27 protein-coding genes are annotated in these 24732 nt (G+C 68.3%); 15 read left to right on the plus strand and 12 right to left on the minus strand.

What is annotated here, in order from left to right:
- Positions 1-22: 22 nt before the first annotated feature.
- The 4 genes from hpt to LI336_RS05700 all read right to left on the minus strand — a co-directional run bounded on the left by hpt (position 23) and on the right by LI336_RS05700 (position 2291).
- Positions 23-592 (minus strand): hypoxanthine/guanine phosphoribosyltransferase, encoded by a 570-nt coding sequence (gene hpt, locus LI336_RS05685; RefSeq protein ID WP_227131754.1) that lies wholly within the window; start codon positions 590-592, stop codon positions 23-25.
- A 7-nt stretch (positions 593-599) separates the two neighbouring features.
- Entirely contained in the window at positions 600-1103 is a 504-nt protein-coding gene (locus LI336_RS05690; protein ID WP_227131756.1) for a type IV pilin domain-containing protein, read from the minus strand.
- Positions 1104-1166: 63 nt separating this feature from the next.
- The gene (locus LI336_RS05695) at positions 1167-1634 is read right to left on the minus strand and encodes a type IV pilin domain-containing protein (RefSeq protein ID WP_227131758.1); all 468 of its coding nucleotides are present in this window, start codon (positions 1632-1634) and stop codon (positions 1167-1169) included.
- A gap of 78 nt (positions 1635-1712) precedes the next feature.
- Positions 1713-2291, minus strand: coding sequence for a DUF7344 domain-containing protein (locus LI336_RS05700; RefSeq protein ID WP_227131759.1), 579 nt, complete (start codon positions 2289-2291; stop codon positions 1713-1715).
- Between the two features lie 267 nt (positions 2292-2558).
- Here LI336_RS05700 and mbhE point away from each other — a divergent pair, with 267 nt between their 5' ends.
- Genes mbhE through mnhG form a run of 7 tightly spaced genes read left to right on the plus strand, consistent with a single transcriptional unit; the run spans position 2559 to position 9001 of the window.
- Entirely contained in the window at positions 2559-5012 is a 2454-nt protein-coding gene (gene mbhE / locus LI336_RS05705; protein ID WP_227131761.1) for a hydrogen gas-evolving membrane-bound hydrogenase subunit E, read from the plus strand.
- Positions 5009-5503 carry an MnhB domain-containing protein gene (locus LI336_RS05710; RefSeq protein WP_227131763.1) on the plus strand — a complete coding sequence of 165 codons (495 nt, stop codon included), beginning with the start codon at positions 5009-5011 and terminating at the stop codon, positions 5501-5503. Before mbhE ends, LI336_RS05710 begins: the two co-directional genes overlap by 4 nt.
- Complete coding sequence (locus LI336_RS05715; RefSeq protein WP_227131765.1) at positions 5500-5895, plus strand: sodium:proton antiporter; 396 nt, start codon at positions 5500-5502, stop codon at positions 5893-5895. Before LI336_RS05710 ends, LI336_RS05715 begins: the two co-directional genes overlap by 4 nt.
- A complete protein-coding gene (locus tag LI336_RS05720; RefSeq protein WP_227131767.1) occupies positions 5892-7541 on the plus strand; it encodes a complex I subunit 5 family protein in 1650 nt (549 codons plus the stop codon). The genes LI336_RS05715 and LI336_RS05720 overlap by 4 nt, the downstream gene beginning before the upstream one ends.
- Positions 7538-8269, plus strand: coding sequence for a Na+/H+ antiporter subunit E (locus LI336_RS05725; protein ID WP_368408348.1), 732 nt, complete (start codon positions 7538-7540; stop codon positions 8267-8269). Before LI336_RS05720 ends, LI336_RS05725 begins: the two co-directional genes overlap by 4 nt.
- Positions 8262-8579, plus strand: a complete 318-nt coding sequence (locus LI336_RS05730; RefSeq protein ID WP_227131769.1) for an MrpF/PhaF family protein — start codon at positions 8262-8264, stop codon at positions 8577-8579. Before LI336_RS05725 ends, LI336_RS05730 begins: the two co-directional genes overlap by 8 nt.
- 2 nt (positions 8580-8581) lie before the next feature.
- A complete protein-coding gene (gene mnhG / locus LI336_RS05735) occupies positions 8582-9001 on the plus strand; it encodes a monovalent cation/H(+) antiporter subunit G (RefSeq protein ID WP_368408356.1) in 420 nt (139 codons plus the stop codon).
- Between the two features lie 29 nt (positions 9002-9030).
- On the opposite strand, the gene coaBC is transcribed toward mnhG, so the two are convergent.
- Both coaBC and LI336_RS05745 read right to left on the minus strand, forming a co-directional pair.
- The gene (coaBC, locus tag LI336_RS05740; protein ID WP_227132655.1) at positions 9031-10188 is read right to left on the minus strand and encodes a bifunctional phosphopantothenoylcysteine decarboxylase/phosphopantothenate--cysteine ligase CoaBC; all 1158 of its coding nucleotides are present in this window, start codon (positions 10186-10188) and stop codon (positions 9031-9033) included.
- Between the two features lie 142 nt (positions 10189-10330).
- Positions 10331-11704 (minus strand): NEW3 domain-containing protein, encoded by a 1374-nt coding sequence (locus LI336_RS05745; protein WP_227131771.1) that lies wholly within the window; start codon positions 11702-11704, stop codon positions 10331-10333.
- Positions 11705-11847: 143 nt separating this feature from the next.
- Here LI336_RS05745 and LI336_RS05750 point away from each other — a divergent pair, with 143 nt between their 5' ends.
- The 3 genes from LI336_RS05750 (at position 11848) to LI336_RS05760 (ending at position 15434) form a co-directional block, all read left to right on the plus strand.
- On the plus strand, positions 11848-12372 hold the full coding sequence (locus LI336_RS05750) for an SRPBCC family protein (protein ID WP_227131773.1): 525 nt from the start codon (positions 11848-11850) through the stop codon (positions 12370-12372).
- Positions 12373-12480: 108 nt separating this feature from the next.
- Entirely contained in the window at positions 12481-13818 is a 1338-nt protein-coding gene (trkA, locus tag LI336_RS05755; protein ID WP_227132656.1) for a Trk system potassium transporter TrkA, read from the plus strand.
- Positions 13815-15434, plus strand: a complete 1620-nt coding sequence (locus LI336_RS05760; protein ID WP_227131775.1) for a TrkH family potassium uptake protein — start codon at positions 13815-13817, stop codon at positions 15432-15434. The genes trkA and LI336_RS05760 overlap by 4 nt, the downstream gene beginning before the upstream one ends.
- Before the next feature lie 263 nt (positions 15435-15697).
- Here the strand turns inward: LI336_RS05760 and LI336_RS05765 are convergent, their stop codons facing one another.
- From LI336_RS05765 to LI336_RS05775, 3 genes are all read right to left on the minus strand, one after another.
- A complete protein-coding gene (locus LI336_RS05765; protein ID WP_227131777.1) occupies positions 15698-16267 on the minus strand; it encodes a plastocyanin/azurin family copper-binding protein in 570 nt (189 codons plus the stop codon).
- Between the two features lie 103 nt (positions 16268-16370).
- Positions 16371-17435: a M42 family metallopeptidase gene (locus tag LI336_RS05770; protein ID WP_227131779.1), complete on the minus strand. Its 1065-nt coding sequence runs from the start codon at positions 17433-17435 to the stop codon at positions 16371-16373.
- Positions 17436-17537: 102 nt separating this feature from the next.
- The gene (locus LI336_RS05775; RefSeq protein WP_264475278.1) at positions 17538-18437 is read right to left on the minus strand and encodes a DMT family transporter; all 900 of its coding nucleotides are present in this window, start codon (positions 18435-18437) and stop codon (positions 17538-17540) included.
- 232 nt (positions 18438-18669) lie between these two features.
- Between LI336_RS05775 and LI336_RS05780 the strand changes: the two genes are divergently transcribed.
- Positions 18670-19158: an Lrp/AsnC family transcriptional regulator gene (locus tag LI336_RS05780; RefSeq protein ID WP_227131787.1), complete on the plus strand. Its 489-nt coding sequence runs from the start codon at positions 18670-18672 to the stop codon at positions 19156-19158.
- A gap of 64 nt (positions 19159-19222) precedes the next feature.
- A complete protein-coding gene (locus LI336_RS05785; RefSeq protein WP_227131789.1) occupies positions 19223-19522 on the plus strand; it encodes an MTH865 family protein in 300 nt (99 codons plus the stop codon).
- A 44-nt stretch (positions 19523-19566) separates the two neighbouring features.
- On the opposite strand, the gene pdhA is transcribed toward LI336_RS05785, so the two are convergent.
- On the minus strand, positions 19567-20628 hold the full coding sequence (gene pdhA / locus LI336_RS05790) for a pyruvate dehydrogenase (acetyl-transferring) E1 component subunit alpha (protein WP_227131790.1): 1062 nt from the start codon (positions 20626-20628) through the stop codon (positions 19567-19569).
- Positions 20629-20847: 219 nt separating this feature from the next.
- On the opposite strand from pdhA, the gene LI336_RS05795 reads away from it, so the two are divergent.
- The 3 genes from LI336_RS05795 (at position 20848) to LI336_RS05805 (ending at position 23606) form a co-directional block, all read left to right on the plus strand.
- Positions 20848-22170 carry a M28 family peptidase gene (locus LI336_RS05795; RefSeq protein WP_227131792.1) on the plus strand — a complete coding sequence of 441 codons (1323 nt, stop codon included), beginning with the start codon at positions 20848-20850 and terminating at the stop codon, positions 22168-22170.
- 170 nt (positions 22171-22340) lie between these two features.
- Positions 22341-23120 (plus strand): NAD(+)/NADH kinase, encoded by a 780-nt coding sequence (locus tag LI336_RS05800; RefSeq protein WP_227131794.1) that lies wholly within the window; start codon positions 22341-22343, stop codon positions 23118-23120.
- A 24-nt stretch (positions 23121-23144) separates the two neighbouring features.
- On the plus strand, positions 23145-23606 hold the full coding sequence (locus LI336_RS05805) for a DUF7313 family protein (RefSeq protein WP_227131796.1): 462 nt from the start codon (positions 23145-23147) through the stop codon (positions 23604-23606).
- A 558-nt stretch (positions 23607-24164) separates the two neighbouring features.
- Here LI336_RS05805 and LI336_RS05810 read toward each other — a convergent pair.
- Positions 24165-24422, minus strand: coding sequence for a DUF7314 family protein (locus LI336_RS05810; protein WP_227131797.1), 258 nt, complete (start codon positions 24420-24422; stop codon positions 24165-24167).
- Complete coding sequence (locus tag LI336_RS05815) at positions 24415-24729, minus strand: DUF7315 family membrane protein (RefSeq protein ID WP_227131798.1); 315 nt, start codon at positions 24727-24729, stop codon at positions 24415-24417. The genes LI336_RS05810 and LI336_RS05815 overlap by 8 nt, the downstream gene beginning before the upstream one ends.
- Positions 24730-24732 lie beyond the last annotated feature (3 nt).

The raw sequence follows: 24732 nt of genomic DNA on the forward strand, positions 1-24732 counted from the left end.
GAGACGCTCGCGTCGATGTGGCTCAGTCGTCGCCGTCGGCGTCGACGATGACGACCTCGCCGTCGACGACGTCGACGTTCACGAGCGTCTTCACGTCGTAACCCGCGTCGGCGACCTCGTTGTCGCCACCGACCTTCTTGATGACGGCGACGGTGTCGACGACCTCCGCGCCGATGTCGTCGAGCGCACCGAGGACGGCGGCGAGCGTCCCGCCCGTCGAGAGGACGTCGTCGAGCACGAGCACGCGGTCGCCCTCGCGGACGTCGTTGATGTACATCTCGTTCTCGGAGTACCCTGTGGTCTGGTGGAGCGCGGTCTCGCCGTCGAGCCCGTACTCGCGCTTCCGGATGACCGTCAGCGGGATGTCGGTCATCAGGGAGACCGCGGTGGAGATGTGGATACCCATCGCGGCGGGCGTCACGATCTTGTCGACGTCGTCGAGTTCCGCCTTCCGGATGATGCGGATGACGATCTCGCGCAGCAGCCCCGGGTCGAGCTGGGGGACGCCGTCCGAGATCGGGTGGACGAAGTAGTGATAGCCGTCTTTCTCGATGATCGGGCACTCGAGCAGGGACTCCTGCAGTCGGTCCATGCCGGAACTACTCCATGCGAAGCAAAAAGCTGGCGGTCGACGCGCCGGCGCCGGCACCGACCGTCGCCGCGCTCTCGTTCCCGGACCCCGTTCTCGTCGCGCTCGCGGCCGCAGCGTCCGCGTTCCAGGATGCGAGCACGAGGAGCTCGTCGTCGTCGGTCACCCAGAGGACGTAGACGCTGTCGTCCGCGTCGACGCCCTCTATCGTCGTCGATTCGCCCGCGGAGACGGTCTCCCCGGTCGAGAAGTCCCCGACCGGCTCGAACCCCTGGTTCACGAGTCGGACGCGGTCCACGTCCAGGTTGTCACCGCCGTAGTGCGTGACGACGAGGGTGCCAGTCGACGGCTCGTGCGTGAACGTGAACGACGCCTGGGGATTGGACTCGGTCGGGAGCACGGTCGATTCGAGGTCGAAGACGACGACGCCGGCGACGAACGCGGTCGCGACGACGAGCGCCGCCATCAACGCCGCGTGGAGTGCGTTCGTCCCACCGGCTCGACCCGTCTCCATGTACTGTTGACATCTCGGGCGGTGGCTACGAGAAGCTTCTGGCAGACGACGCCCGCGCTCGCGTCACGACTCCGTGCTCGCGAGGATGGACGAACGCTGCCCCTTCTGCCAGACGAGCTGGACCGACGACGACTCCTCGATGTTCGCGGTGTCCTCCTCGATGCGGAGTTCGTCCCCGCTCGTGACGCCGTCGTCCCACTCGCCGCTTCCGTCGGTCGTGAAGGCACCCTCTGGCGACCCGTCCTCCCACGCGATCGCGCCGTCGACGGTCACGCGGAGCGTGCTCGTCGCCAGCTCGTCACCGCCGTTGTGCCGGAGGATCACCGCGTCGGGCGGACTGGTGCCGCTCGAGACGTCGAACTCGAACTCGATGACGGCGTTCGGCTGCTGTTCGGTGACGGCGTTCCCGATGTCGAGGACGAACGCCCCGATGGCCGCGGAGAGGATGACGGTCACTGCGACCATCAGGATGACGCCGATGACCGGTGAGACGGCGTCGTCGTCGGTCAGCAATCCGCGGATGTCGGTCATCGACCCACGGTTAGCCGCCGACTTGGTTAAAACGTCCGGCCGGTGCGACGACCACACCGACGCGTCGAACGGGACCGTTCAGGCGTCGTCGAGGTCGATCTCGGGCGGCGAATCCAGGTCCGCGAGGCGCATGTTCCGCTCGTGGTAGACGTGCACCGCGGCCGTGACCGTGAACGCGACCGAGATGAGGAACGCCCACCCGAGGCCGTCCAGCACGTCCGAGTACGGGACCTCCGCCCAGATGGCGACGCAGAGCGCGCACGCGACCGCCCCCATCGAGAGGTACAGTTCCCGCCACGGCAGTTCGTGCCCCGGGACGATCTCCAGGTAGATCGCGAGGTCGTTCGCGCGGTCTGTCGCCTCGATGACGCCCTCGTCCGCGTCGTAGTGCACGATGTTCACCTCAGAGAGCCGCGGCAGGTGCGTCTGCTGGAGCGTCGTGTACACGCGCTTGCGTTGTTCCGCGGAGACGTCCTCGCACGTCGTGTCGTACTCCCACGCGGCGACCTGCGTCGCGAGTTCACCGAGTTCGACGGGTTCCTCTCGTCGCTTCAGGTACTGGAGCACGAACCGCCTGCGTTGGTTCCGAAGCACGTCGAATATCTCGCCCTTGGAGAGGTCTTTCGAGGACCGCGCCGAGGACGCTAGCACGCCCACGCTTCGCCCTCCGTCAGTACAGGGACCACCTGACCACCAGTCATGCTTGCTCCAACGTCACGCGCCGACGACCATAACTATTCTGTGGACAATCCCCACCGACACCGCAACACCCCGGGGCGCTGAGACGTTTCGACACTCCGAGACGTTTCGACATTTCGACGCGCCGAGACACCGCGACACTCCCAGGTTCCGGGACACCGCGACACCACGAGGCGTCGGGTTTGAGAAGTATTAAGTCCGGAACGGGCCGGGTACCACGTAGACATGGCTGTGAATCTCGCGACGCTGCTTGCCGTCGTGGGGTTGCCGTTCCTCGCCGCCGCACTCACCCCGTTCGTCTATCGGTTCCTGGGCGAGCGGACGGCGTACTACGCCGCGGCGGTCGCGCTCGCGTGCCTCGGACTGGTCGCGAGCCTCTTCGGCACCCACGGTGCGGTGAGCGTCGAGTGGATACCCACCCTCGACGTATCGCTTCGCTTCTACGTCGACGGCCTCTCGCTCCTGATTGCGACGCTCGCGAGCGGCGTGGGCGTCCTCATCCTCACCTACTCCGGCGCGTACATGCACGACGAGCCAGGACAGGCGAAGTACTACGCGGCGCTGCTGGCGTTCATGGGGTCGATGCTCGGCGTGGCGTTCGCCGCGGACATGATCGTCCTCTTCCTGTTCTGGGAGCTGACGAGCCTGTCGTCGTACGTCCTCATCGGGCACTACCAGCGCGCCGGGCCGTCGATGTACGCGAGCCGGAAGTCGATGCTCATCACGGTCGCCGGTGGGTTGTTCATGCTCGCCGGGTTCCTCGTCCTGCACGCGGTGTCGGCCGAGGCGCTCGGGTCCGCGACCTGGGCGCTGTTCGGTGACGGTGGCATCCTGATGCCGGAGAACGCCGCAGCGATGCAGACCGCACTCGCCGACCAGGGGCTTCTCGTACCGGTGCTCGCGCTCGTCGGTATCGGTGCGGCCGCGAAGTCCGCGCAGGTCCCGCTCCACATCTGGCTGCCGAACGCGATGGAGGCGCCGACGCCGGTGTCGGCGTTCCTGCACTCGGCGACGATGGTGAAAGCCGGCGTGTACCTCGTCGGCCGGCTCCGTCCCCTCCTGGGCGGCGAGGAGTGGACGGCGGCGTTCGTCGCGCTCGGATTGCTGACGATGACGGTCGCCGCCATCCTCGCGGTCGCGGCGACGGACATCAAGGAACTGCTCGCGTACTCCACCGCCTCCCATCTCGGCCTCATCGTCGCCGGGTTCGGGTTCACGTCGTTCTACGGCGCCGAAACTGGTGCGTTCCACATCGTGAACCACGCGCTGTTCAAGGCCGCGCTCTTCCTCGTCGCCGGCATCGTCGCGCACGAAGCCGGGACGCGCGCCCTGAACGAACTCGGCGGGCTCCGCGAGGACCTCCCCATCACGGCCGGCATCGCGGTCATCGCGGGTCTCGGGATGGCGGGCGTGCCGCCGTTCAACGGGTTCTACTCGAAGGAGTTCCTCTTCAAGGCCGCGTGGGAGTACGCGACCGTCCACGAAGGCGTCGCGTTCCTCGTCCCGGTCGTGGCCGTGTTCGGGAGCATCTTCACGTTCCTGTACTCCATCCGGTTCGTCGCGATGTTCTTCGGCGACAAACCGGACGCGCTCGGGCACGTCCACAGTCCGCCCGCTATCATGCTCGGACCGCCGGCGTTGCTCGCGACGCTCGCCGCGGTCGTCGGCATCGGCGGCGTCACCGCGACGTTCGGCGTCCACCTGGAACCGCTGGAGACGTTCGTCGCGAGCGTCATCCAGGCGACCGGTGGCGAACTCGGCGGCGGTGCGCACGCGGTCGCCGCCAGCGGCGCGGCGGGCGCGGCCGCCGCCGGCAGCGAGTTCACGTACCATCTCCCGACCTCCCGGGAGTCCCTGCCTGCGGCGACGATGAGCGCGATAACCATCGTCCTCGGCGCGGCCGCGTACACCGAGTACGACGCGCTCCACGCCCGCCTGGACGAACTCATCTCGGGGCCGCTGACCGCGAACTACTACTACGACGGCCTCACCGACGGCGCGAACCCGTTCAGTGACCGGGTGCGGAACGCCGTGCAGACGCGGCGACTGCGGACGTACGCGACGTGGACGCTCGCCGCGTTCGTCGCCCTCACCCTCGGCGCGTACGCCGCCGCCGAAGTCACGCTCGCACTCCCCGTCGGCGAACTGCTCCCCGTGACGCCACCGAAGCTCGCGGTCTGGCTCGTGCTCGCGCTCGCCGGCGTCGGCGCCGTCATGGTCGTGCGAGCGAACTCGCACGTCGCGGGCGTCCTCACGCTCTCCATCCTCGGGTTCATGGTCGCCATCTTCTACATCCTCTCGAAAGCACCCGACCTCGCGCTCACGCAACTCGTCGTCGAGACGCTCGTCCTCGTCATCTTCCTGCTCGTCCTCGACCGCCTCCCGGCGTTCTACGGGAACGTGACGCGGTCGACCGCGCTCCGGGACGGCGTGCTCTCGGTCGCGGTCGGCGCGACCGTCGCCATCACCGTCCTGCTCGCGACCGCCACCCGACCGGACTCCATCGCGAGCTACTTCGTCCGGACCGCGTACCCCGAAGGCGGCGGGAGCAACATCGTCAACATCATCCTCGTCGACTATCGGGCGTTCGACACCATGGGCGAGATCGCCGTCGTCTCGATGGCGGCGCTCTCCATCATCACGCTCATTGCCCTCCGGGAGCGAGGTGAGACCCAATGACCAAGCGTCGCTACGGGGACGATACGACGGTCATCGCGCGGACGGCGACGCGCATCGTGTCCCCCATCATCTTCGTCACTGCGATAGCGCTCCTGCTCCAGGGCCACAACCTCCCCGGCGGCGGGTTCATCGCGGGCGTGCTGACCGCGGCCGGGTTCGCGCTCATCTACATCATCTTCGGGATCGACTACGTGCAGGAGACGCTCCTGCATCGGGACGTCGAACCCGCGTTCGGCCTCCCACGACCGGCGCTCGCCGCGGACTACCGCGCGATGTTCGCGCTCGGCCTGCTGGTCGCCGCAGGCGCCGGCGTCGTCGCGATGTTCTTCGCCGACACCGGGTTCGCGTTCCTCGGCCAGCACGACTGGCTGTACGACGTGAAACCGCTGTTCAAGTTCCACTTCGCGAGCGCGTTCGCGTTCGACCTCGGCGTGTACCTCGTCGTGGTTGGCGGCCTGCTCGCAATCGTCTCGGTGGTGGGGGCAGAATGACGGAAGTCGTCCTCGCGGCCGTGCTCGGGTTCCTGTTCGCCGTCGGGACGTTCCTCGTCCTGCGACGCGACGTCGTCCGCGTCGTCTGGGGCGTGAGCATCATCTCGCAGGCCGCGAACGTCTACCTCATCACGATGAGTTCGCTCGGCGGGGCCGCGGTACCGTTCGTGTCCGCCGGTGGAGCGGACGCGCCGGCGACCGTCGACCCGCTCGTCCAGGCGCTCGTCCTCACCGCGATCGTCATCGGGTTCGGGACGACCGCGTTCGCGCTCGTCCTCACGTACCGCACGTACGAGGAACACGGCACGATCGACATGCTCGAGCTCGCGGACGGGACGGAGGAGGCGGAGACCAACGGTGCGGTCGCGACCGACGGAGGTGCCGACGAATGAGCCCGCCCGTTGCGGTCATCGCCCCGCTGCTCGTCGTGCTCTTCACCGCCATCCTGACCGCGGTCGCGCACCGGTCGCTGCGCGTCCAGCGCGCGCTCTCGGTACTCGGCGGTGTCGCGTACCTCGGCGCGGTCGCGTACCTGTTCGCTCGCGTCAAAGCCGAGGGCACGCTCGTCTACCAGCTCGCGGACTGGCGAGCGCCCTACGGGGTCACCATCGTCGCGGACGACCTCTCGGTGTTCATGCTCGCGTTCGGGTCGTTCGTCGGCGTCGCCGCGCTCGCGTTCGCCGTCGTGTACGTCGACGAGGTCGGCCAGCGCGTGAGCTTCCATCCGCTCTATCACTTCATGCTCGTCGGCGTCACCGGCTCGTTCCTCACCGGCGACATCTTCAACCTCTTCGTGTGGTTCGAGGTGATGCTGATGTCGAGCTACGTCCTCGTCGTGTTCTACTCCGGCGCGGAACACACGCGGGCGGCGCTCCAGTACGTCGTCCTGAACCTCGTCGGGAGCGCGCTCATGCTCGTCGCCATCGGCGGCCTGTACGCGACCGTCGGGACGCTGAACATGGCGGACATGGCGCGACGGCTCGCCGACCCGGCCGCGTTCGGTATCACGACGCTCGCGCCCGTCCTCGGCCTGTCGGTCGTCCTGTTCGTCGTGTTCGCACTCAAGGCCGGCATCGTCCCGTTCCACTGGTGGGTGCCCGCAGCGTACCGCGCCGCGCCCGCACCGGTGTCGGCGGCGCTCGCCGGCGTCGTCAAGAAGGTCGGTATCTACGCCATCATCCGCCTCTACTTCACGGTGTTCGCGCCCGCGGACCTCGGCGAGCTCGCACTCCCGGGCTTCAGTGGGTCCGGGCCGCTCGCGTACTTCGGCCCGGTGCTGCTCGTGATGGCGATCGCGAGCATCCTCCTCGGCGGCGTCGCGGCCGTGAACCGCGACGACATCGACGACCTGCTCGCGTACTCGAGCGTCGGCCAGGTCGGGTTCATCGTCCTGCCGCTCGCCCTCGCCGCGTTCGGTATCGTCGCCGGCGTCGACGCACCGGCGCCGTACGGTGACGTCGCGGGCGTGAGCGGGCTCGCCGTACTCGGCGTCACCGCCGCGCTCGTGTACTCGCTGAATCACGGGCTCGCCAAGAGCGCGCTGTTCCTCGCGAGCGGCGCCATCTACGACGCGACCGGCACCTCGCGCCTGGACCGACTCGGTGGACTCGCCGAGCGCGCACCCGTGCTCTCGGGCGGCTTCTTCGTCGCCGCCATCGGTCTCGTCGGCATCCCGCCGCTCATCGGGTTCTTCGGGAAGTTCCTCGTGTTCGACGCCGCGGCCGTCGCCGGGAGCGAGCTCGCGCTCGGCGGTGCACTCGCTGGCGCGATACTCACGATAACGTACGTGACGCGAGCGTGGAACCGCGGGTTCTGGGGGACGCCCACGGAGGTCGTGGACGCGACGCGCACGAACCGCACGCAGGTCGCGGTCGTCGTCGTGCTCGCGATAGCGGTCGTCGGCGTCGGCGTCGCGTTCGACCCCGTACTCGAAGCCGCCATCGAAGGTGCTGCGGCGGCACTCGACACCCAGGGGTACGTCGACGCCGTGAACCCAGACACCACCACCAGCGCTACCAGCGGAGGTGGGCACGCATGAGCGACGACGCACTCGACGACGCCGACGCACCCACCGAACCCGCGAACGCCGCGCCGCGCGAGGACCTGAGCGACGACGCACCGCGGCGCTGGCCGCTACTCGGGTTCGCGTTCGCCGTCCTCTGGCTGTTCGTCCGCGGCGTCGACATCGCCGAAGGCGGCGAGCTCGTGCTCGGACTGGCGCTCGGCGAGTTCCTCATCGGACTCACCGTCGGCATCCCCATCGCCTTCCTCTTCCGGCGGTTCTTCAGTCCGACGCCCGTGCTCGTACGGACGCCGCGAGCCCTCCTCGCCGCGCTCCAGTACGCGACGGTGTTCCTCTGGGAGCTCCTGACGGCGAACGTCGACGTCGCCTACCGCGTCCTGTCGCCGTCGATGCCGATCGACCCGGACGTCATCGAAGTGCCCTTGCGCGTCGAGACCGACCTCGCCATCACGACCATCGCGAACTCCATCACGCTCACACCGGGGACCCTCACCATGGACTACGACGCCGAACGGAACAGCCTGTACGTGCACGCCATCGCCGCGGACGACCCGTCCAGTATCGTCGACCCGATACGGACGTGGGAGGACCTCGCGCTCGTGATCTTCGACGAACGCCGGGACCCGGGGAGTCCGGTCCCGGAACCCGTCGGTGACGCGTCCGTCGAACACGAAGGCGTCGGCGCCTCGTCGGCCGACCTCGACGAGCGCGACGAGGACGTCGGAGGTGAGGGCGATGCGTGACCTCGGGGTCGCGCTCGCCGCGAACGCACCGCTCGGTGGACTCGCGCACGACGCCATCGGTCTCGGCCTCGTCGTCGCCGCCGCCGTGACGCTGTTCTCGGCGTACCGCGTCGTCGCGGGCCCGTCGACGCCCGACCGCGTCGTCGCGCTCGACACCATCGGGACGAACGTCGTCGCCATCGCCGCCCTGTACGCGATGTGGACCGGTCGCGGCCTGTTCGTCGACGTGGCGCTCGTCCTCGCCATCATCGGGTTCATCAGCACCATCGCGGTCGCGCGGTACGTCACCGAAGGAGACATCATCGAATGACCATGCTCGCCTCACTCCCGAACGCAATCGACGGCATCGCATCCTCGACGACGAGCGCCGACGCGGTCCCGCTCGCCGCCGGCGGGTCCGTGGGCCTCACCGGGCCGATCCAGGCGGCACTCGTCGTCGCTCTCGTCGTGGTCGGAACGTTCTTCCTGGTCGTCGGCGTCGTCGGGCTCGTCCGCCTGCCGTCGGTCTACAACCGGATGCACGCGACGAGCAAGGCGACGACGCTCGGCGCGTCGTCGATGCTCCTCGCCGGCTTCCTCTACTTCGGTGGTGACGGGTCCGGGCTCGCAGCACTCGTCGCCGTCGCGTTCCTGTTCATCACCGCCCCGACCGGCGCGCACATGATAAGCCGCGCCGCCCAGAAGATGGGTATCCCCTTCGAGGAGACCGTCACCTGGCCGCGCGACGACTGACCGACACCACCTCCACTCGCTCCCGGTCGCTATGCGAGCACTTCCGCGAGCGCCGCGGCGACCTCGCGGCCGAGCGCGGCCTTCGACCCCGTGAACGCTGCGTAGCCCTCCGCGTGCACGAGGAGCGCGCGCGTCTCGTCGGCACCCATCACGTTCGCGTCGTTCGCCACCACGAACGCCAGGTCAGCGCGCTCGAGTGTCTCTCTGGCCTGCTCGACCATCGCCGCATCGTCTCCGCTCGTCTCTGCCTTGAACCCGACGATCGGGAGGTCAGGGTGTGCATCGCGCACGGTATCGATGAGCTTCCGCGTCGGCTCGAGTTCGAGCGTCAGGTTCTCACGGCCGCTCCGTATCTTCTCGTCCGCACTCGCGACCGTGTAGTCCGAGATGGCCGCGACCGAGACGAGCGCGTCCGCCTCGCCCGCCACGTTGAGCACGGCGTCGGTCATCTCACTGGCGGTCTCGACGGTCACGACGTCCGCGTACGGCACGTCCCCGTCCGGATGCACGAGCGTCACGGTCGCGCCCGCGACGTAGAGCGCTCGCGCCAGCGCCCGCCCCGTCTTCCCGGACGACCGGTTCGTGAGGACGCGCACCGGGTCCACCGGCTCGCTCGTCGCCCCCGACGTCACGACGACGTGCTCGCCAGCGAGCGGCTGACGGCCGGCCGCACGCGCGGTCGAGAGCACGATCGCCTCCTCGGTCGCGATCTTCGCCTTGCCCTCCTCGACGCGCGGGTCGACGAACGACACCCCCCACGATTCGAGCGTCTCGATAGCGTCGAGCACGCCCGGGTGGTCGTACATCGGCTCGTGCATCGCGGGCGCCACCACGACCGGCAGGCCCGTGCCGAGCGCGGTCGTCGCGCACGTCGTCACCGTCGAATCGTCGACCGCACTCGCCATCTTCCCGACCGTGTTCGCGGTCGACGGCGCCACCAGGAGGACGTCCGCCCACTCGTCGCGCCCGCAGAGTGCGACGTGCTCGACGCTTCCCGTGATCTCGGTGACGACGTCGTGCTCGGTCGCGAACTCGAGCGCCCACGGATGCACGATACCCGTCGCGCTCTCCGTCATCACCGCCCGAACGCTCGCACCCTCCCGGCGGAGCTCGTGCGCGAGCTCGACGGTCTTCACCGCTGCAATCGACCCGGTCACGCCGAGCGCCACGTTCACGCCGGCGAGCACCCCGTCGTCTCGTCGCTTCGGTTCGTCCGACTCCGCGGTCATACCACGCGATTGGAGTGCCCCACACAAGAGCGTACCCGATACCGAACTCGCGCTCGAACGACCGTCGCGAATCCGGCTCGCGTCGTGACCGGTCGCGGGGTCAGCGGAATCGACGCGAGATGAGGACGCCGATGGAACCGATGGAGAGCAGCGAGAACACTCCGTCGAAGTGCTGTCGTTTCGGGTCGTCGATCGGTTTCGATATCGGGTCGAGCACGGAGAGCGGGTCGAATCCGTCGTCTTCACCGCCGACACCGAGGACCTGGTTCACGTCCTGGCTCGTCGACCCGGAGCCAGTGTCCGCGCTCGCGGCCGCGTCGCTCGAAGCACCGGCGTCGCCGGCGGCTTCGGTCGACGGTTCCTCGCTGGCCTCGTCGTTCGTACTCGAGTCGTCGTCCGCGGACGCGCCGTCGCCCTCGGAGTCGCTCCCGCCCGCTGCTCCACCGTCGCCGTCCTCGCTCCCGGACGTCCCGTCCGACCCGGACTCAGTACCAGCACCGGACTTCGAATCATCGCCCGACTTCGAATCATCGCCCGACTTCGAATCATCGCCCGACTTCGAATCATCGCCCGACTTCGAATCATCGCCCGACTTCGAATCATCGTCCGACTTCGAATCATCGTCCGACTTCGAATCATCGTCCGACTTCGAATCATCGCCCGACTTCGAGCCATCGCCCGACTTCGAACCGTCGTCAGGTTTCGACCCGTCACCCGACTTCGGAGCCTCGTCGTCGGAACCCCCGTCGTCGCCGCCACTGAGTCCACCGCCGTCGGAGCCGTCATCGCCGCTTCCGCCGTCCTCACCGCTGTCGTCGTCACCACCGTCCAGTCCACCATCGGAATCGTCGCCCCCGTCGCCACTGGACCCATCCTCACCGTCGTCACCGCCAGACCCATCCTCACCGTCGTCACCGCCAGACCCATCCTCACCGTCGTCACCGCCAGACCCATCCTCACCGTCGTCACCGCCAGACCCGTCCTCGCCGTCCTGCTCGCCGATGACGATAGTGGTGTTGGCGCTGGCCGTGTTCCGTTCGCGGTCACCGACCTGTGCGCGTAGCGTCAGGTCGCTTCCGTCGTGGTCCGCCGGGACCTGCATCGTGACGGAGACGGTCCGGTTCGCGCCGGCCTCCAGCGTCTCGAACTGCCAGCCGACGCCGCGTCCCGCGAACTGTGCACCGTCGTCCGAATGGCTCGTCACCGACCACGTCGGCGGGAACCGCGCCTGGAGCGCCGCCGACGACGCTGCGTTCGAGCCGGTGTTCTGGACGACGAACGTCACCGTCACCGTCTCGCCCGGCTCCGTCGACCCGGCGGATATCGAGAGCGCCAGGTCGACGTCGGCCGCGTCCGTCGACTCGTTCACCGCGCTCGTCGCACCAGCCCCGTCCACCGCACCGGCGACCGGCCCGGTGACTGCGAGAGCGGCGACGAGGACGACGAACACGCGAACGCCGCGTTCGTTTCTCATTAGAAGCTACTCCAATTATTCCGCGCCTCGACAAATATATCTTTCTATGCGGCAGTTGCTTGCTTGAATTTTCACCGCTGTCCCCAGGTCCGAACGGGGTCCGGCGACGAAACGTTTACCTCCGGACCGCCGTCAGTACGCTCGTGGAGCGAGTCGAGGTCACGACCGTCGTGTACGCGGACAGACAGCGAGTGTACGATTTCCTGCTCGACTTCCCCGGCTACGCGGCGTACTCCGAGCACCTGAAGCGCGTCTGCCAGCGCGGTGACGGCGGCCCCGGCACGCGATACGAACTCCAGTTCGCGTGGTGGAAACTCACCTACACCGCGCACTCGGAGGTCACCGAGACCCACCCCCCGGAACGCATCGACTGGCGCATCACGAAGGACATCGACGCGACCGGTCACTGGTTCGTCGAATCCGTCGACCCGCCCGAGGGCGAGGACGTCGCGACGCAGGTCCGGTTCCTCGTCGAGTACGACGCCGACTCCGCGAAGGTCGGGAACATCGACCTCCCGCGGTTCGTCTCGCTGTCCTGGGTCGTCGAGAAGGTGAAACCGAAGATCGAGAACGAGGCGACGCGTATCGTCGAGCGCGTCGTCGTCGACCTCGAAGGCCAACGGCGGCGCGTCGAACTGAACGTCGACACCACGCCGAGTGACGGCTGAAGGCGCCGCGAGCGGCCGCGAGCGGCCAGCACGGGCCGTGACGCGCGCATGACAACCCTCTTGTTCGGGCCGTTCGTCCGCCCCGATTATGTACGAGGTGAGCGCGTGATGCGAGTGGTGGTCGTGGGTGCTGGCGAGGTCGGTGCGAACATCGCCAGTGGGCTCGCTGACGCGCACGACGTGGTGGTCGTCGACACCGACCCCGAGCGCGTCGAAGCGATCACGTACCAGTTGGACGTCCTCGCCATCGAGGGCGACGGGACGTCCCTCGCGACGCTCAAGGAGGCTGGTGTTGAGGACGCGGACATGCTCATCGCGAGCACGGACAGCGACGAAGCGAACATCGTCGCGTGTGCGACCGCGAAGACCGTCTCGGACGCGTTCACGGTCGCTCGCGTCCGGAAGACGGATTACTTGACGACGTGGCGTGGTGCCGAGGGTGCGTTCAGCGTCGACTTCATGGTGTGCACGGACCTCCTGGCCGCACAGTCTATCGTCCGCATCGCGGGGCTCCCGGGCGCACAGGACGTGGACTCGTTCGCGGGCGGTCGCGTCCGCATGGCGGAGTTCGAGGTGACCGAGGAGAGCACGCTCGCGAACCAGACCGTCGAGGCGGCGGACCGGTTCGAGTCGCTGACGTTCGCCGCCATCCTCCGGAACGGCGACGTCGAGATCCCGCGTGGGGACACGCGCATCGAACCGGGCGACAAGGTCGTCGTCATCGGGAGCCCGGAGAGCTGTCGGTTGTTCGCCTCGGAGTTGACGCCGTCGAACGGCCTGGAGAGCTCCGACGAGGTGTACGTCGTCGGTGGCAGCGAGATCGGATATCAGACCGCGCGACTGCTGGAGGCGCAGGGCGTGACGCCGCGCGTCATCGAGCGCGACCCGGAGCGCGCTCGCGAGCTCGCCGAGGAGCTCGCCGGGAGCGTGGTCCTGGAGAACGACGGGACTGACATCGACTTCCTGGAGCGCGAGAACGTCACCGACGCCGACCTCGTCGTCGCGGCGTTGTCCTCGGACGAGAAGAACCTCCTCGTGAGTCTGCTCGCGAAGCGCCTGGGCGCGAAGCGGACGGTCGCGGTCGTCGAGGACGGTTCGTTCGTCGACGTGTTCGAGACCGTGGGCGTGGACGTTGCAGTGAACCCGCGGGAGGTGACCGCCGAGGAGATAACCCGGTTCACGCGCGAGGAGCACACGCAGAACGTCGCCATCATCGAGAGCGACCGCGCGGAGGTCCTGGAGATCGAGGTCGACGACGAGAGCTTGCTCGCGAACCGCACCATCGCGGACGCGACCGCGGACCTCCCGCAGGGCGTGGTCGTCGGCGCCATCACGCGCAACGACGACCTCATCACGCCGCGCGGGGATACGGTCGTCAGGCCCGGCGACCACGTCGTCGTGTTCGCTGAGACGTCGATACTCGAGGAGGTCACGCCGCAGTTATGAAGGTTGACTGGCGCGCGAGCTTCTCGCTCGTCGGTCGCGTGACGAAGTACCTCGCGGTGGCGCTCATCGTCCCGATAGTCACCGGGTTGCTCTACGACCCGTGGAGTATCGTGCCGTTCGTCGTGACGGCGCTGGTCGCGATCGGTATCGGCACGGTCCTGGAACGGCTCGACGACGACCCGGACATCGGGGCGCGCGAGGGGTTCCTGATGGTGGCGGCGACGTGGTTCGCGGTGTCGCTCGTCGGGACGCTCCCGTACCTGCTGGAGCACCTCACCCTCCAGGGTGGGTCGCTCGCGTACGCGACGGAGACGACGCTCCAGCGCCCGGAGAACGCGTTGTTCGAGTCGATGAGCGGGTTCACGACGACCGGAGCGACCGTGATGGGTGACATCTCTTTCGAGAGCCACACGCGAGCGCTCCTGATGTGGCGGCAATTGACGCAGTGGCTCGGTGGGATGGGTATCGTCGTGCTCGCGGTCGCCATCCTCCCCGAACTCTCCGTCGGTGGCGCACAGCTCATGGACGCGGAGGCGCCGGGGCCGGGCATCGAGAAGCTCACGCCGCGTATCGCGGAGACGGCGCGTGCGCTCTGGGTCGCGTACGCCGGCATCACCGTCCTCGAGATGGTCCTCCTCTACGGTCTGCACGTCGGTGGCCTGGCGCCGAACATGTCGGCGTACAACGCCATCGCGCACGGGTTCACGACGCTCTCGACCGGCGGGTTCTCGCCCGAAGCCCGGTCCATCGAGGCGTTCTCCGCGGCCGTGCAGTGGCTCATCATCCCGTTCATGATGGCCGCCGGGACGAACTTCGCGCTGTTCTGGCACGCGACGAAGGGGAACTTCGAAAAGCTCTTCGAGGACACCGAGTTCCGCGCGTACCTCGGCGTCATCGGCGTCCTCACCGCCATCGGCGCGAGCCTCCTCTACACCGACCCGGGACTCGCGGGGCCGGCGACGGAGGCGGCCGCACCGCACTACGAGGGCGTCGGCGCGGAACCGATCGCGCACACGTTCCCGATATTCCAGAACGTGGAGGCGGCGCTCCGACAGTCGATGTTCCAGGTCGTCGGGTTCGTGACGACGACGGGGTACGCGACGATGGACTTCAACGCGTGGAGCGGGCCCGCGAAGTACCTGCTCGTGTTCGCGATGTTCATCGGCGGGTCCGCGGGGTCGACGGGTGGTGGCATCAAGATCGTGCGATGGCTCGTCATCGTGAAGTCGCTGCGTCGCGAGCTGTTCACGACCGTCCACCCGGACGCGGTGCGGCCGGTCCGGCTCGCCGGCCAGCCGCTCGACGAACGCGCCATCCGCGGCATCTACGCGTTCACGCTCCTGTACTTCGCGATCTTCTTCGTCGCGATCGTCGTCCTCGTAGTCGACGCGTCCTTCGCCGGCGACCCGGAGACGCTGTCGGTCATCGAGGCGATGACGACGGTCGCGGCGACGCTCGGGAACATCGGGCCGGGCCTGGAGCTCATCGGACCGATGGGGAGCTACCTCGAGTTCAGCGCGCAGTCGAAGGTGTTCATGGTCGTCCTGATGTGGATCGGGCGTCTCGAGATCTTCCCGGTGCTCGTGCTCCTGACGCGCGGGTACTGGTCGTCCTGACCGCGAACGCGCGCTGCTACCGCGAGCGGGACGGGTGCGGCGAGCCCGTCCGTGCGCTCTAGCTCGGGGACGTCACCGGGCATTCTCTTGCTCTGGTGGTGCTGGCATCCTCGAGCGATCGGCAGAACCGACCGGCAGGTAGGGATGTGGTCTGCGGACGCGGCTGGGCGAAAGGATTCGACGACGTGAGAACGACAGCCGCAACGACGGCGCGGGAACGACGGTCGTGAATGCGGCCGGTAAACGTTCGCCAGGCGGCCGGGTTACTCCGGCGTCTCGAAGTCGCCGCCGTACCGCATGAAGAAGTACGCCATCGAGAGCACCGACAGCATCGCGGCGGTGCCGGCGACCGCGAGCGTCTTCGCGCTCCCGGGGAGCACCGGGCCGCTGGAGCCCGCGGGTTCGAGGCTCTCGACGACGGAGATGCTCGCTTCCATGCCAGCGCCGACGTGGGGCTGACAGAAGTAGTCGTAGTCGCCGGTGGTGTTGAACGTGTGCGAGTACTCGTGGCCGGTGTCGTAGGTCTTCGACGCCGGGCCTTCGGTTCCCTCCCAGTTCGCGTCGTCGGGCTGGTTCTCGACGACGATGTTGTGGTTGTCCGAGTCCCACACGAAGTTCACGGTCGTCCCGACCGCGATCTCGAGATCGGCCGGTTCGTACACGAGCGAGCCGCCGGGGCCGACGACGACCTCCTCGGTCGCGCCCCCGCCGCCACCGCCTTCGGTGCCTTCCTGTGCGGCGGCGCTCCCCGCGGCGCCGGCCGCGGCCGCGCCCGTGACGGCCGTCATGAACTGCCGGCGCGAGACAGGCGTGTCCGTAGCGTCTTCGTCCATACCCGGTCGTTAGGGGAGCCCCGTACTGAAATCTTCGATTCGCGCACGGCGGTTCCGTGCGGCGAGCCGACCGGCGTATCGCGGCGGCGAGTCGCCGGCTGGCCTACAGCCGGTAGTCGTGGTCGCCGGTCTCGGTGTCGAGGAAGGCTTCGGCGAGGTCGATGGCGGCGGCGACGTCGTCGCCGTGCACGCTCTCGGTGGGCGTGTGGAGGTACCGCGTCGGGAACGAGATGGCGCCGACCGGGGTCGGCCCCGAGGAGCGCTGGAAGCCGGCGGTGTCGGTGCCGCCGGCGGGGAGGACCTCGTGCTGGACGCGGACGTCCTCGGTGGCGGCGACCGAACGCAGTCGGTCGACGACCTTCCGGTTCGGAATGACGCTCGAGTCCTTGAACTTGATGCCGGCGCCCGCGCCGAGTTTCGTGACGTGCTTGTCGTCGTCGGTCTCGGGGACGTCGTTCGCGACGGTCGTGTCGAGGTTCAGCGCGAGGTCGGGCGCGAGGTCGACGCCGATGGCTTCGGCGCCGCGGAGCCCGACCTCCTCCTGGACGGTCGCGGCGAGGTGGACGGTCACGGGCGGGTCGTCGAGGCGGTCGGCGAGCGCGCACAGTGCGAACACGCTCACGCGGTTGTCGACGGCCTTCCCGTTGATGCAGTCGCCGACGACCTCGGTCGTCTGCGTGGTGGACACGCGGTCGCCGACCGCGACGCGTTCGCGGACTTCCTCGACGGGAAGCCCGACGTCGACGTCGACGTCGTGGACCTGGCGCTCCTCGTCGTCGTCGCTCCCGCCGGAATGAGGCGGGATGGAGCCGATGACGCCCAGGAGGTCCTCGTCGTCGGTGTGGACGACGACGCGTTGCGCGCGCAGGACCTCGGGGTCCCAGCCGCCGAGCGCGTCCACCTGCAGGAACCCGTCGTCGTCGACGTTGCGAACCATGAACCCGATCTCGTCCATGTGCGCGGCGACGACGACCTCGTACTCGGGGTTCTCGGCGCCCTCGATGGTCCCGACGACGTTCCCCATCGCGTCCGAGCGGACCTGCTCGACCGCGCTCGCGGCGTCGAACTCCCGGCGGACGACGTCGCGGACCGCGTCCTCGTATCCCGGTACCCCGTGCGCTTCGGTCAGCTCGACGAGCAGCGACTCGTCGAAGTCGAAGGCTGTCATGGCTCTCCATGCGTCGGCCGCGCACTAAAACCGATAGGAACGCGAGGACGTCGCCGGTTCACGCGCGGCCAGTGGCTGTCTCGCGGTTCGAGCGCGACGTGGTCAGGTGCGGACGTGCACGCGCCGTCTGAGGGTGTCGATGACGTCGGTGAGTGCGTGGCGTTTGAGGACGGCGAACCCGACGAAGATGACGGCGAACCCGAGCGCGGTCGTGGTGTCGACGACGTTCCCGAAGACCGCCCAGCCGACGAGTGCGGCGACGATGGGTTCGAGGTAGGAGACGAGCGTGAGTTCGGTGGCGCCGACGCGCTCCAGGAGTTCGAAGTAGACGAGGAAGGCGACGGCGCCGGAGGCGAGCGCGAGGTACGCGAGCGCGACGACGGCGTCGGTCGTCCACGTCGCCGCGGCGAGGGATTCGCCGCGGGCGAGGCTGGCAAAGTGGAGGCCGACGGCACCGCCGACCATCCCCCAGGCTTGCGTCGTCGGCTTCGGGAGGCCAGCGTCGAAGGGCCGTGCGAGGACGCTCCCGAGCGCGAAGCACGCGGTGCCGGCGAGGACGAGCGCGACGCCGACGAGGCCGCCGTCGAGCGCGCCCGGGCCGGGGTCGACGACGACGCCGACGCCGAGCACCCCGAGTGCGACGCCGACGAGACCCGTGGTCGTCAGGGGTTCCTCGAGGTCGAGTGCGCTCCCGACGCCCGCGGTGAGGACGGGGGAGAGCGAGACGACGACGGCGGCGACGGCGCCGGAGACGTACGTCTCGCCGACGTAGAGGAGCGCGGGGTACGCGCCGAAGACGAAGACGGCGGGGACGAGGACGCTCATGAGCTCCGTCCGGGTGCGGGGCCGCCAGCGGTCGGTCGCGGTGATAGCGTACGCGAGGACGACGACGCCGGCGAGGTCGTAGCGGAGCGCGGCGAACGCCAGCGCGGGGACGTGATGGAGGCCGACCTCGATGGCGACGAACGACGTCCCCCAGAGGATTGCGAGCGATACGAACATCAGGCTCGTATCTGGAAGCGCTCTCCAGAACTTCTGCGGAATCATTGGTTGCTATCCAACGCGAACGGATGGCAGTATTAAAATCCGTTGCAACTCGAAGTCCAGAAGCAGAATTGTGAATTGCTCTCGACACAGCAGTTGTACGAAACTACGACTTCTATCGATATTCTAGATTCTATCCAACTGTGACTCGGTCGGGAGGCTGAAGTCGGTCGCGGCCGACCGTCGACGCATGGACGACCGCGACGTACGACTCCTCAAGGCCATCAGCGAACTCGGCACCGGCAGCCCCGAACGACTCCACGAAGAAACCGACATCCCGGTCTCCACCATCCACTACCGACTGAACAACCTCCGCGAGGCCGGCGTCATCGAGAACGACTGCTACGACCTCGACCTCGACGCGCTCGGCCTCGGCATCACCGTCATCCTCGAGGTCCTCACGGACTACTCGGGAAGCCACGAGCACGTCGCCGACGACATCGAAGCCATCGAGGGCGTCACCCAACTGTTCTCCACGATGGGCGAGACCGACTACGTCGCCATCGCGCGCCTCCACGACGGCGACGACGTCGGCCGCCTCATCCGCGACTTCGAGACCGTCGACGCCGTCGAACGCACCAACTCCACGTACGTCATCGACGAACTCCACGAGGACGCCCGCGCACTCGGCAGCTACAGCATGGAGACCCTGCTCGCCACGCTCACCGACGACGACTGACCGCTGCCGACCGAACGCGGACGCACGCCGGGAGGTAAAGTCGACCGCGCGCGTACGATGGCGCGTGCACGAGGACGCCGCGGACCCGAGTTCGGAGGAGCGCGACCGCGAGGACGCCGAACGCGTGGTCCGCGACCACCTCGCGGCCGTCCTCGTCGACGTCTCGTTCCCCGTCGACGACCAGCTCGCGGTCGCCGCCGCCGTCGACGCTCCGCACAGTCGACGCGTCCGCGTCGGCGACCGACGGTTCACCGCGATGGAGCTCGCCGTCAGACTCGAACCGTACCAGGACTTCCCCTACGACTCGCTCGACGAACTCGTCGACGACGTCGTCAACGGACTCCGCGAAGAAGCACTGCTCTGAACCGGCACCCACTGCCCGGACCGCCGACGCGACGGAGTCCGCGGTCAGTGGTCGACCTGCGGGTCGTCCACGAGCCGCCGACGCTGCTCGCGGAGGTGCGGGGGCATGTCCGCGTACGCGTGCTCGAACATCTCCCCGGGATCCAGGCCCGTGTGGTCCTCGGCCGCCGCCACCGCCTCCCGAACGGTCTCCGTCGCCCACTCCTGGGTCGCCGCCTCGTCCGTCTCCGACCACCCGAACTCCTCGCTGAGGTACGTCCGCGCGCGGTCCAGGGGGTCCTCGAGCCGCCAGTCCTCGGCGTCGGCCTCGTCGCGGTACTTCGACGGGTCGTCCGTCGTCGTGTGCGCGCCCTTCCGATAGGTGACCGCCTCGATGAGCGTCGGCCCCCCGCCGTTCCGGGCGTTCTCGAGCGCCTCCGTGACGACGTCGTACACCGCGAACACGTCGTTCCCGTCCACGCGAACGCCCTCGAACCCGTACGCCTGGGCCTTCTGGGCGATGGTCGCGCTCGCCGTCTGCCGTTCGCGAGGCACCGAGATGGCGTACCCGTTGTTCTGGCAGAAGAACACCGTCGGCGTCTGGAAGACGCCCGCGAAGTTCATCGCCTCGTGGAAGTCGCCTTCGGACGTGGCGCCGTCGCCGAACGAGACGAGGCTCGCGACGTCGTCGTCCTTGTACTTCGCCGCCATCCCGACGCCGACCGCGTGCGGGAGCTGGGTCGCGATCGGGATCGTGATGGGGAACGTCGTCAGGTCCTCGGAGTCCGCGTGGTCGATGTAGTTCCCTTCGCCGGAGAGGTGCAGGAGGACCTCGCGGAGGTCGACGCCGCGCTGGAGGAACATCGCGTGGTCGCGGTACGTCGGGAACAGGTAGTCGCGGTCGGGCATCGCCGCGGCCGCGCCGATCTGGGCCGCTTCCTGGCCGGCCATCGGTGCGTACGTCCCGATGCGGCCCTGGCGGTGGAGGCTGACTGCTTTCTCGTCGAATGTCCGGGCGAGTACCATTGTCTCGTAGAGCGAGCGTGCGCGCTCTGCGGAGACGCTGTGGTCGGTGACCTGCGAGCCGCCCGGGGACATGACGCGAACGATGTTGTCAGCCTTCGACATTAGTGACACCTGAGGGTCTATCGGACAATCGCCCGCACGGGTAATAAAGAATCGCCTCAAACAGATTCGCTCATGAAATTATCACCGAGTACTTAAAGCCATCTCGGATTCATCGGCCAGTTCCCGTATCAGGTCGTGGCAATATTGACGAATCGTCGAATCGAGCCACGGACTCGCAAGCCGGAAACCCTAACACGAGCCGTCGATTCGTGAGAGGCAATGACAGACTGGATCGGTGAGACGTTCACGAGCGACGTCGGCTGGAACCACCTGGAGACACTCGTCGACATCGGCGACCGCATGGCCGGCAGCGACGGGGAGCGCCGCGCAGCCGAAGCGACGCGGGACGCCCTCGCCGACGCCGGCGCGCGCAACGCCCACCTCGCCGAGTTCGACGTCCAGGGCTGGGAGCGCGGGACGAGCAGTCTCGACGCCGCCGGCGAGACGTACGACCAGCGCCACGAGGTCATCGCGCTCCCGCGATCGCCGGACGGGGCCGCGTCCGGCGAACTCGTCGACCTCGGATACGGCCTCCCGCGGGACTTCGAGGACGCCGACCTCGACGGCAAGATAGCCCTCGCACGCTCGGACGTCCCCGAGTGGTACGACCGCTACCTGCACCGACGCGAGAAGTACTATCACGCCGTCGAGGCCGGCGCCGCCGCGTTCGTCTACCGGAACCACGTCGAGGGCTGCCTCCCACCCACCGGGAGCGTCGGTACCGACGCCGACCCCGTCGGCGACATCCCCGCCGTCGGCGTCTCCGCCGAGGTCGGCGCACGCATCGCCCGACGCGCCGACGGCGAGGTCGTCGACGTCGACGTCACCGCCACCATCGAGGACGCGACCAGCCAGAACGTCCACGCGACGCTCGGCCCGGACACCGACGACGAGGTCCTCCTGACGAGTCACGTCGACGCCCACGACATCGCCGAGGGCGCGATGGACAACGGCGCCGGCACCGCCACCGTCGTCCAGGTCGTCGACGCGCTCGCTCGCCGCGAAGCCGACCTCGACACGCGCGTGCACGTCGTCTGCTTCGGCGCCGAAGAGGTCGGCCTCGTCGGCTCGAACCACCTCGCCGAGACCACCGACCGCGACGACGTCGCCACCGTCCTGAACCTCGACGGCGTCTGCCAGGGCCGAGACCTCGGGTTCTACGCGCACGGCTTCGACGCGCTCGCCGACGCCATCGACGACGTCGCCGACCGGCTCGGGCACCCCGCGTACGTCACGCCCGAACTCGGCCCGCACAGCGACCACTGGCCGTTCGTCCAGTGGGGCGTCCCCGGCACGCACGTCTACGGGAAGACGCCCGGAAGCGGCCGCGGCTGGGGCCACACGCACGCCGACACCCTCGACAAACTCGAGCAACGCGACCTCCGCGAACAGGGCATCGTCCTCGCGGAACTCGCCGTCGAACTCGCGAGCGACGACACCACCATCGAGCACCGCGACCCCGACGCCATCGCCGCGCAACTCGAGGACGAGGACCAGGCCGAAGGCATGAAGATCACGGGCGACTGGCCGTACGACGACTGACCACCCCCACCATCGAGCGCCGGCCGGAGGACGCGACGCACCACCGTCGCGCGCCCGGGCGGGGACCGCGATACACCAGCATCGTGCGCCCGGGCGGAGAACGCGAGGGTGGCCGAGGGCGCGGCGACGAGACCTGCAGGGTTTTTGTTCGCCCCACCGCAACCCCGAGTATGGACGAGTCCACGACGGCCGACGCGGTCGTTGGCATCGTCGACGCCACCGCCGCCGACGTCACCGCGCTCGCCGCCGCCGTCGAGCACGCCGGCGGCCGGCCCGTCGTCGACGACGCCCCCGCACTCGCAGCCAGGGACCTCGACGCTGCCGTCGCCCCCGGCGACCGGGCACTCCTCGAGTACGTCCGCGCGCGCGTCACCGCACCCGTCCTCCCCGTCGAGACCGACCCGAGCACGCGCAGCGTCCCGGCCGCCGACGCCGACGACGCCATCGCCACCCTCGTCGACCGCGAGCACGACACGACGACGCGTCGAACGCTCGCCGTCGACGCCCCCGACATCGACCCCATCCGCGCACTCGCCGACGTCACGCTCGTCACGAGCGAACCCGCACGCATCAGCGAGTACACGCTCACCGCGTCCGACCGCGTCGTCGGACAGTTCCGCGCCGACGGCGTCGTCCTCGCCACGCCCGTCGGCTCGCAGGGATACGCACGCGCCGCCGGTAGCCACGTCGTCGCCCCACACACGGGCGTGCTCGCCGCCATCCCCATCGCACCGTTCGCGACGAACGCCGACGACTGGGTCGTCCCCGACGACGACGTCACCCTCACCGTCGAACGCGACGAAGGCGACGTCTCCCTCCGCATCGACGACACCCACGTCACCCGCATCGGGCACGGTGACGTCGTCGAAGCCGCCCCCGACGACCCCCTCAGGGTCGTCGTCACTCCTCAGAGCACCGGCCCGTGGCCGCACGCATTGGAAAAGCACTAATGGCTCGTCCACACAGACTCATCTATGGACCCAGCGACGATGTTCGGACCCCTCGACGCCATCCTCACCAGCAAGGTGCTCGGCGTCGAACTCGTCAAGTACCTGCTGGTCGTGCTCGTGCTCGCCAACATGGCGACGCGCATCCTCGCCTACCAGCGTAACGTCAGCGAAGCCGAAGACGAGGACGTCGAGACCGCGTCCCGCCACCCGCTGCACACTGCGTCGACGCTCGTCCTCATCCTGACGACGTTCTACTACACGACGTACGAGCAACACGGCGGCGTCGTCCTCACGATGCTCGTCCTCGGGATGTTCATCACGGACTTCTTCGAGTACGAGACGCGGAGCGTCGACCTCCGCAAGGACAAGTCGGTTCGTCGACCCAACGGCGCGCTGTTCGCGTCCCTGCTCGTCCTCGCGTACGCGACCTTCCAGCTCGCGAACGAGTTCGACGTGTTCGTCCAGGGACTCTCCCAGATCATCTGACCACGGAACCGCCCCGACTCGTTCTTCTGCCCGCACGACACTGCAGCGCCTTGAGCACCGCCGCCGGAAGGCAGCCCGACGACACCCGTCCTTGCGAAGGCACTCCTGGGACAGACACCGCCACACGTAACCGAACGCCGACCTGGCACACCATCGCCACGCCCCTCCCGTTCGCGGAACGTCCCGCCGACCACACGAAGCCCTTCCGAGCGCGCACCGGCAATAGACTCGACGGAGCCGACAACCGCAACCCGGGACCTCGACCGCGCGACCGACGAGAACCACCAACTCCAGCTAGCCTCGTCGACCGTTCACGAGCCAGCGTCCTCGACCACTCACGAACCCGCGTCGACCCAACCAGACCAGCCGGTCACCAACCACCACCACGAGATAGAACAGTAACGGATCGCCGTCGCGAGACCGGACAGTACCGAACCAGCACTACACCTCTACCACCGACCACCCACTACACCTCGACCACCGACCACGTCCAGGGCGGAGAGCTCGATAGCTGGTCGACGAGAACGCACAACCGAACGGCATCGTAGAAACGCCGATTCAGCTCGCGAAGTACTCGCGCGTCTGCTCGGCCGCCGGGATGACGACCCAGAACGTGAACACACCGATGATGATGAACCAGCGCAGGCCACTCTCGAGCACGAGCGCCATCTCGCCGTACGTCCCTAGTTCAGCCGGCGGCGCACCCGTCAACTGTGCACCCTCGAACGACGGCGTCTTGTACCAGCCAGCCAGGACCATCCAGATCAGTCCCACGCCGGCGAGGATAGCCGTGCCTTTGGCGAATTCGTCAGCCATTACCTGAACCTTCGTCGGATTCGTCTTTAGACTTTCCCATTCCCGCAGTCCGGAAGCGCGTCGAGAACGCGTACACGAACGCCCCCAGGACGATACTCCCCAATCCTGCGAGCGCGAGCACGACGTTCACCTCGTCCGGGGACGCCTGCGCGCGGTTCGTCGCCACGTCCAACGCCACGAACCCGAGGATGACCGCAACCATCGCAATCAACGTCGCGAACACCGTCACCGTCTTGTAGAGACGCATCGGGACCTCGACCTCGCGAGACCCGCGAGCACCATCCTCTACTGGCTCGTCGTCAGTCATCGA

Origin of the sequence: Halorubellus salinus, assembly GCF_020567525.1 — an archaeon.
Lineage (GTDB): Archaea > Halobacteriota > Halobacteria > Halobacteriales > Natrialbaceae > Halorubellus > Halorubellus salinus.

Coding starts and splice junctions, on each gene's coding strand:
- LI336_RS05725 (WP_368408348.1), top strand. CDS start 7,538: ATGAGCGACGACGCACTCGACGACGCCGACGCACCCACCGAACCCGCG.
- LI336_RS05730 (WP_227131769.1), top strand. CDS start 8,262: ATGCGTGACCTCGGGGTCGCGCTCGCCGCGAACGCACCGCTCGGTGGA.
- LI336_RS05805 (WP_227131796.1), top strand. CDS start 23,145: ATGGACCCAGCGACGATGTTCGGACCCCTCGACGCCATCCTCACCAGC.
- LI336_RS05775 (WP_264475278.1), bottom strand. CDS start 18,437: ATGTTCGTATCGCTCGCAATCCTCTGGGGGACGTCGTTCGTCGCCATC.
- LI336_RS05815 (WP_227131798.1), bottom strand. CDS start 24,729: ATGACTGACGACGAGCCAGTAGAGGATGGTGCTCGCGGGTCTCGCGAG.
- LI336_RS05745 (WP_227131771.1), bottom strand. CDS start 11,704: ATGAGAAACGAACGCGGCGTTCGCGTGTTCGTCGTCCTCGTCGCCGCT.
- LI336_RS05800 (WP_227131794.1), top strand. CDS start 22,341: ATGGACGAGTCCACGACGGCCGACGCGGTCGTTGGCATCGTCGACGCC.
- pdhA (WP_227131790.1), bottom strand. CDS start 20,628: ATGTCGAAGGCTGACAACATCGTTCGCGTCATGTCCCCGGGCGGCTCG.
- LI336_RS05710 (WP_227131763.1), top strand. CDS start 5,009: ATGACCAAGCGTCGCTACGGGGACGATACGACGGTCATCGCGCGGACG.
- LI336_RS05770 (WP_227131779.1), bottom strand. CDS start 17,435: ATGACAGCCTTCGACTTCGACGAGTCGCTGCTCGTCGAGCTGACCGAA.
- LI336_RS05695 (WP_227131758.1), bottom strand. CDS start 1,634: ATGACCGACATCCGCGGATTGCTGACCGACGACGACGCCGTCTCACCG.
- LI336_RS05810 (WP_227131797.1), bottom strand. CDS start 24,422: ATGGCTGACGAATTCGCCAAAGGCACGGCTATCCTCGCCGGCGTGGGA.
- LI336_RS05795 (WP_227131792.1), top strand. CDS start 20,848: ATGACAGACTGGATCGGTGAGACGTTCACGAGCGACGTCGGCTGGAAC.
- hpt (WP_227131754.1), bottom strand. CDS start 592: ATGGACCGACTGCAGGAGTCCCTGCTCGAGTGCCCGATCATCGAGAAA.
- LI336_RS05780 (WP_227131787.1), top strand. CDS start 18,670: ATGGACGACCGCGACGTACGACTCCTCAAGGCCATCAGCGAACTCGGC.
- LI336_RS05720 (WP_227131767.1), top strand. CDS start 5,892: ATGAGCCCGCCCGTTGCGGTCATCGCCCCGCTGCTCGTCGTGCTCTTC.
- trkA (WP_227132656.1), top strand. CDS start 12,481: ATGCGAGTGGTGGTCGTGGGTGCTGGCGAGGTCGGTGCGAACATCGCC.
- mbhE (WP_227131761.1), top strand. CDS start 2,559: ATGGCTGTGAATCTCGCGACGCTGCTTGCCGTCGTGGGGTTGCCGTTC.
- LI336_RS05715 (WP_227131765.1), top strand. CDS start 5,500: ATGACGGAAGTCGTCCTCGCGGCCGTGCTCGGGTTCCTGTTCGCCGTC.
- LI336_RS05765 (WP_227131777.1), bottom strand. CDS start 16,267: ATGGACGAAGACGCTACGGACACGCCTGTCTCGCGCCGGCAGTTCATG.
- LI336_RS05690 (WP_227131756.1), bottom strand. CDS start 1,103: ATGGAGACGGGTCGAGCCGGTGGGACGAACGCACTCCACGCGGCGTTG.
- LI336_RS05760 (WP_227131775.1), top strand. CDS start 13,815: ATGAAGGTTGACTGGCGCGCGAGCTTCTCGCTCGTCGGTCGCGTGACG.
- mnhG (WP_368408356.1), top strand. CDS start 8,582: ATGCTCGCCTCACTCCCGAACGCAATCGACGGCATCGCATCCTCGACG.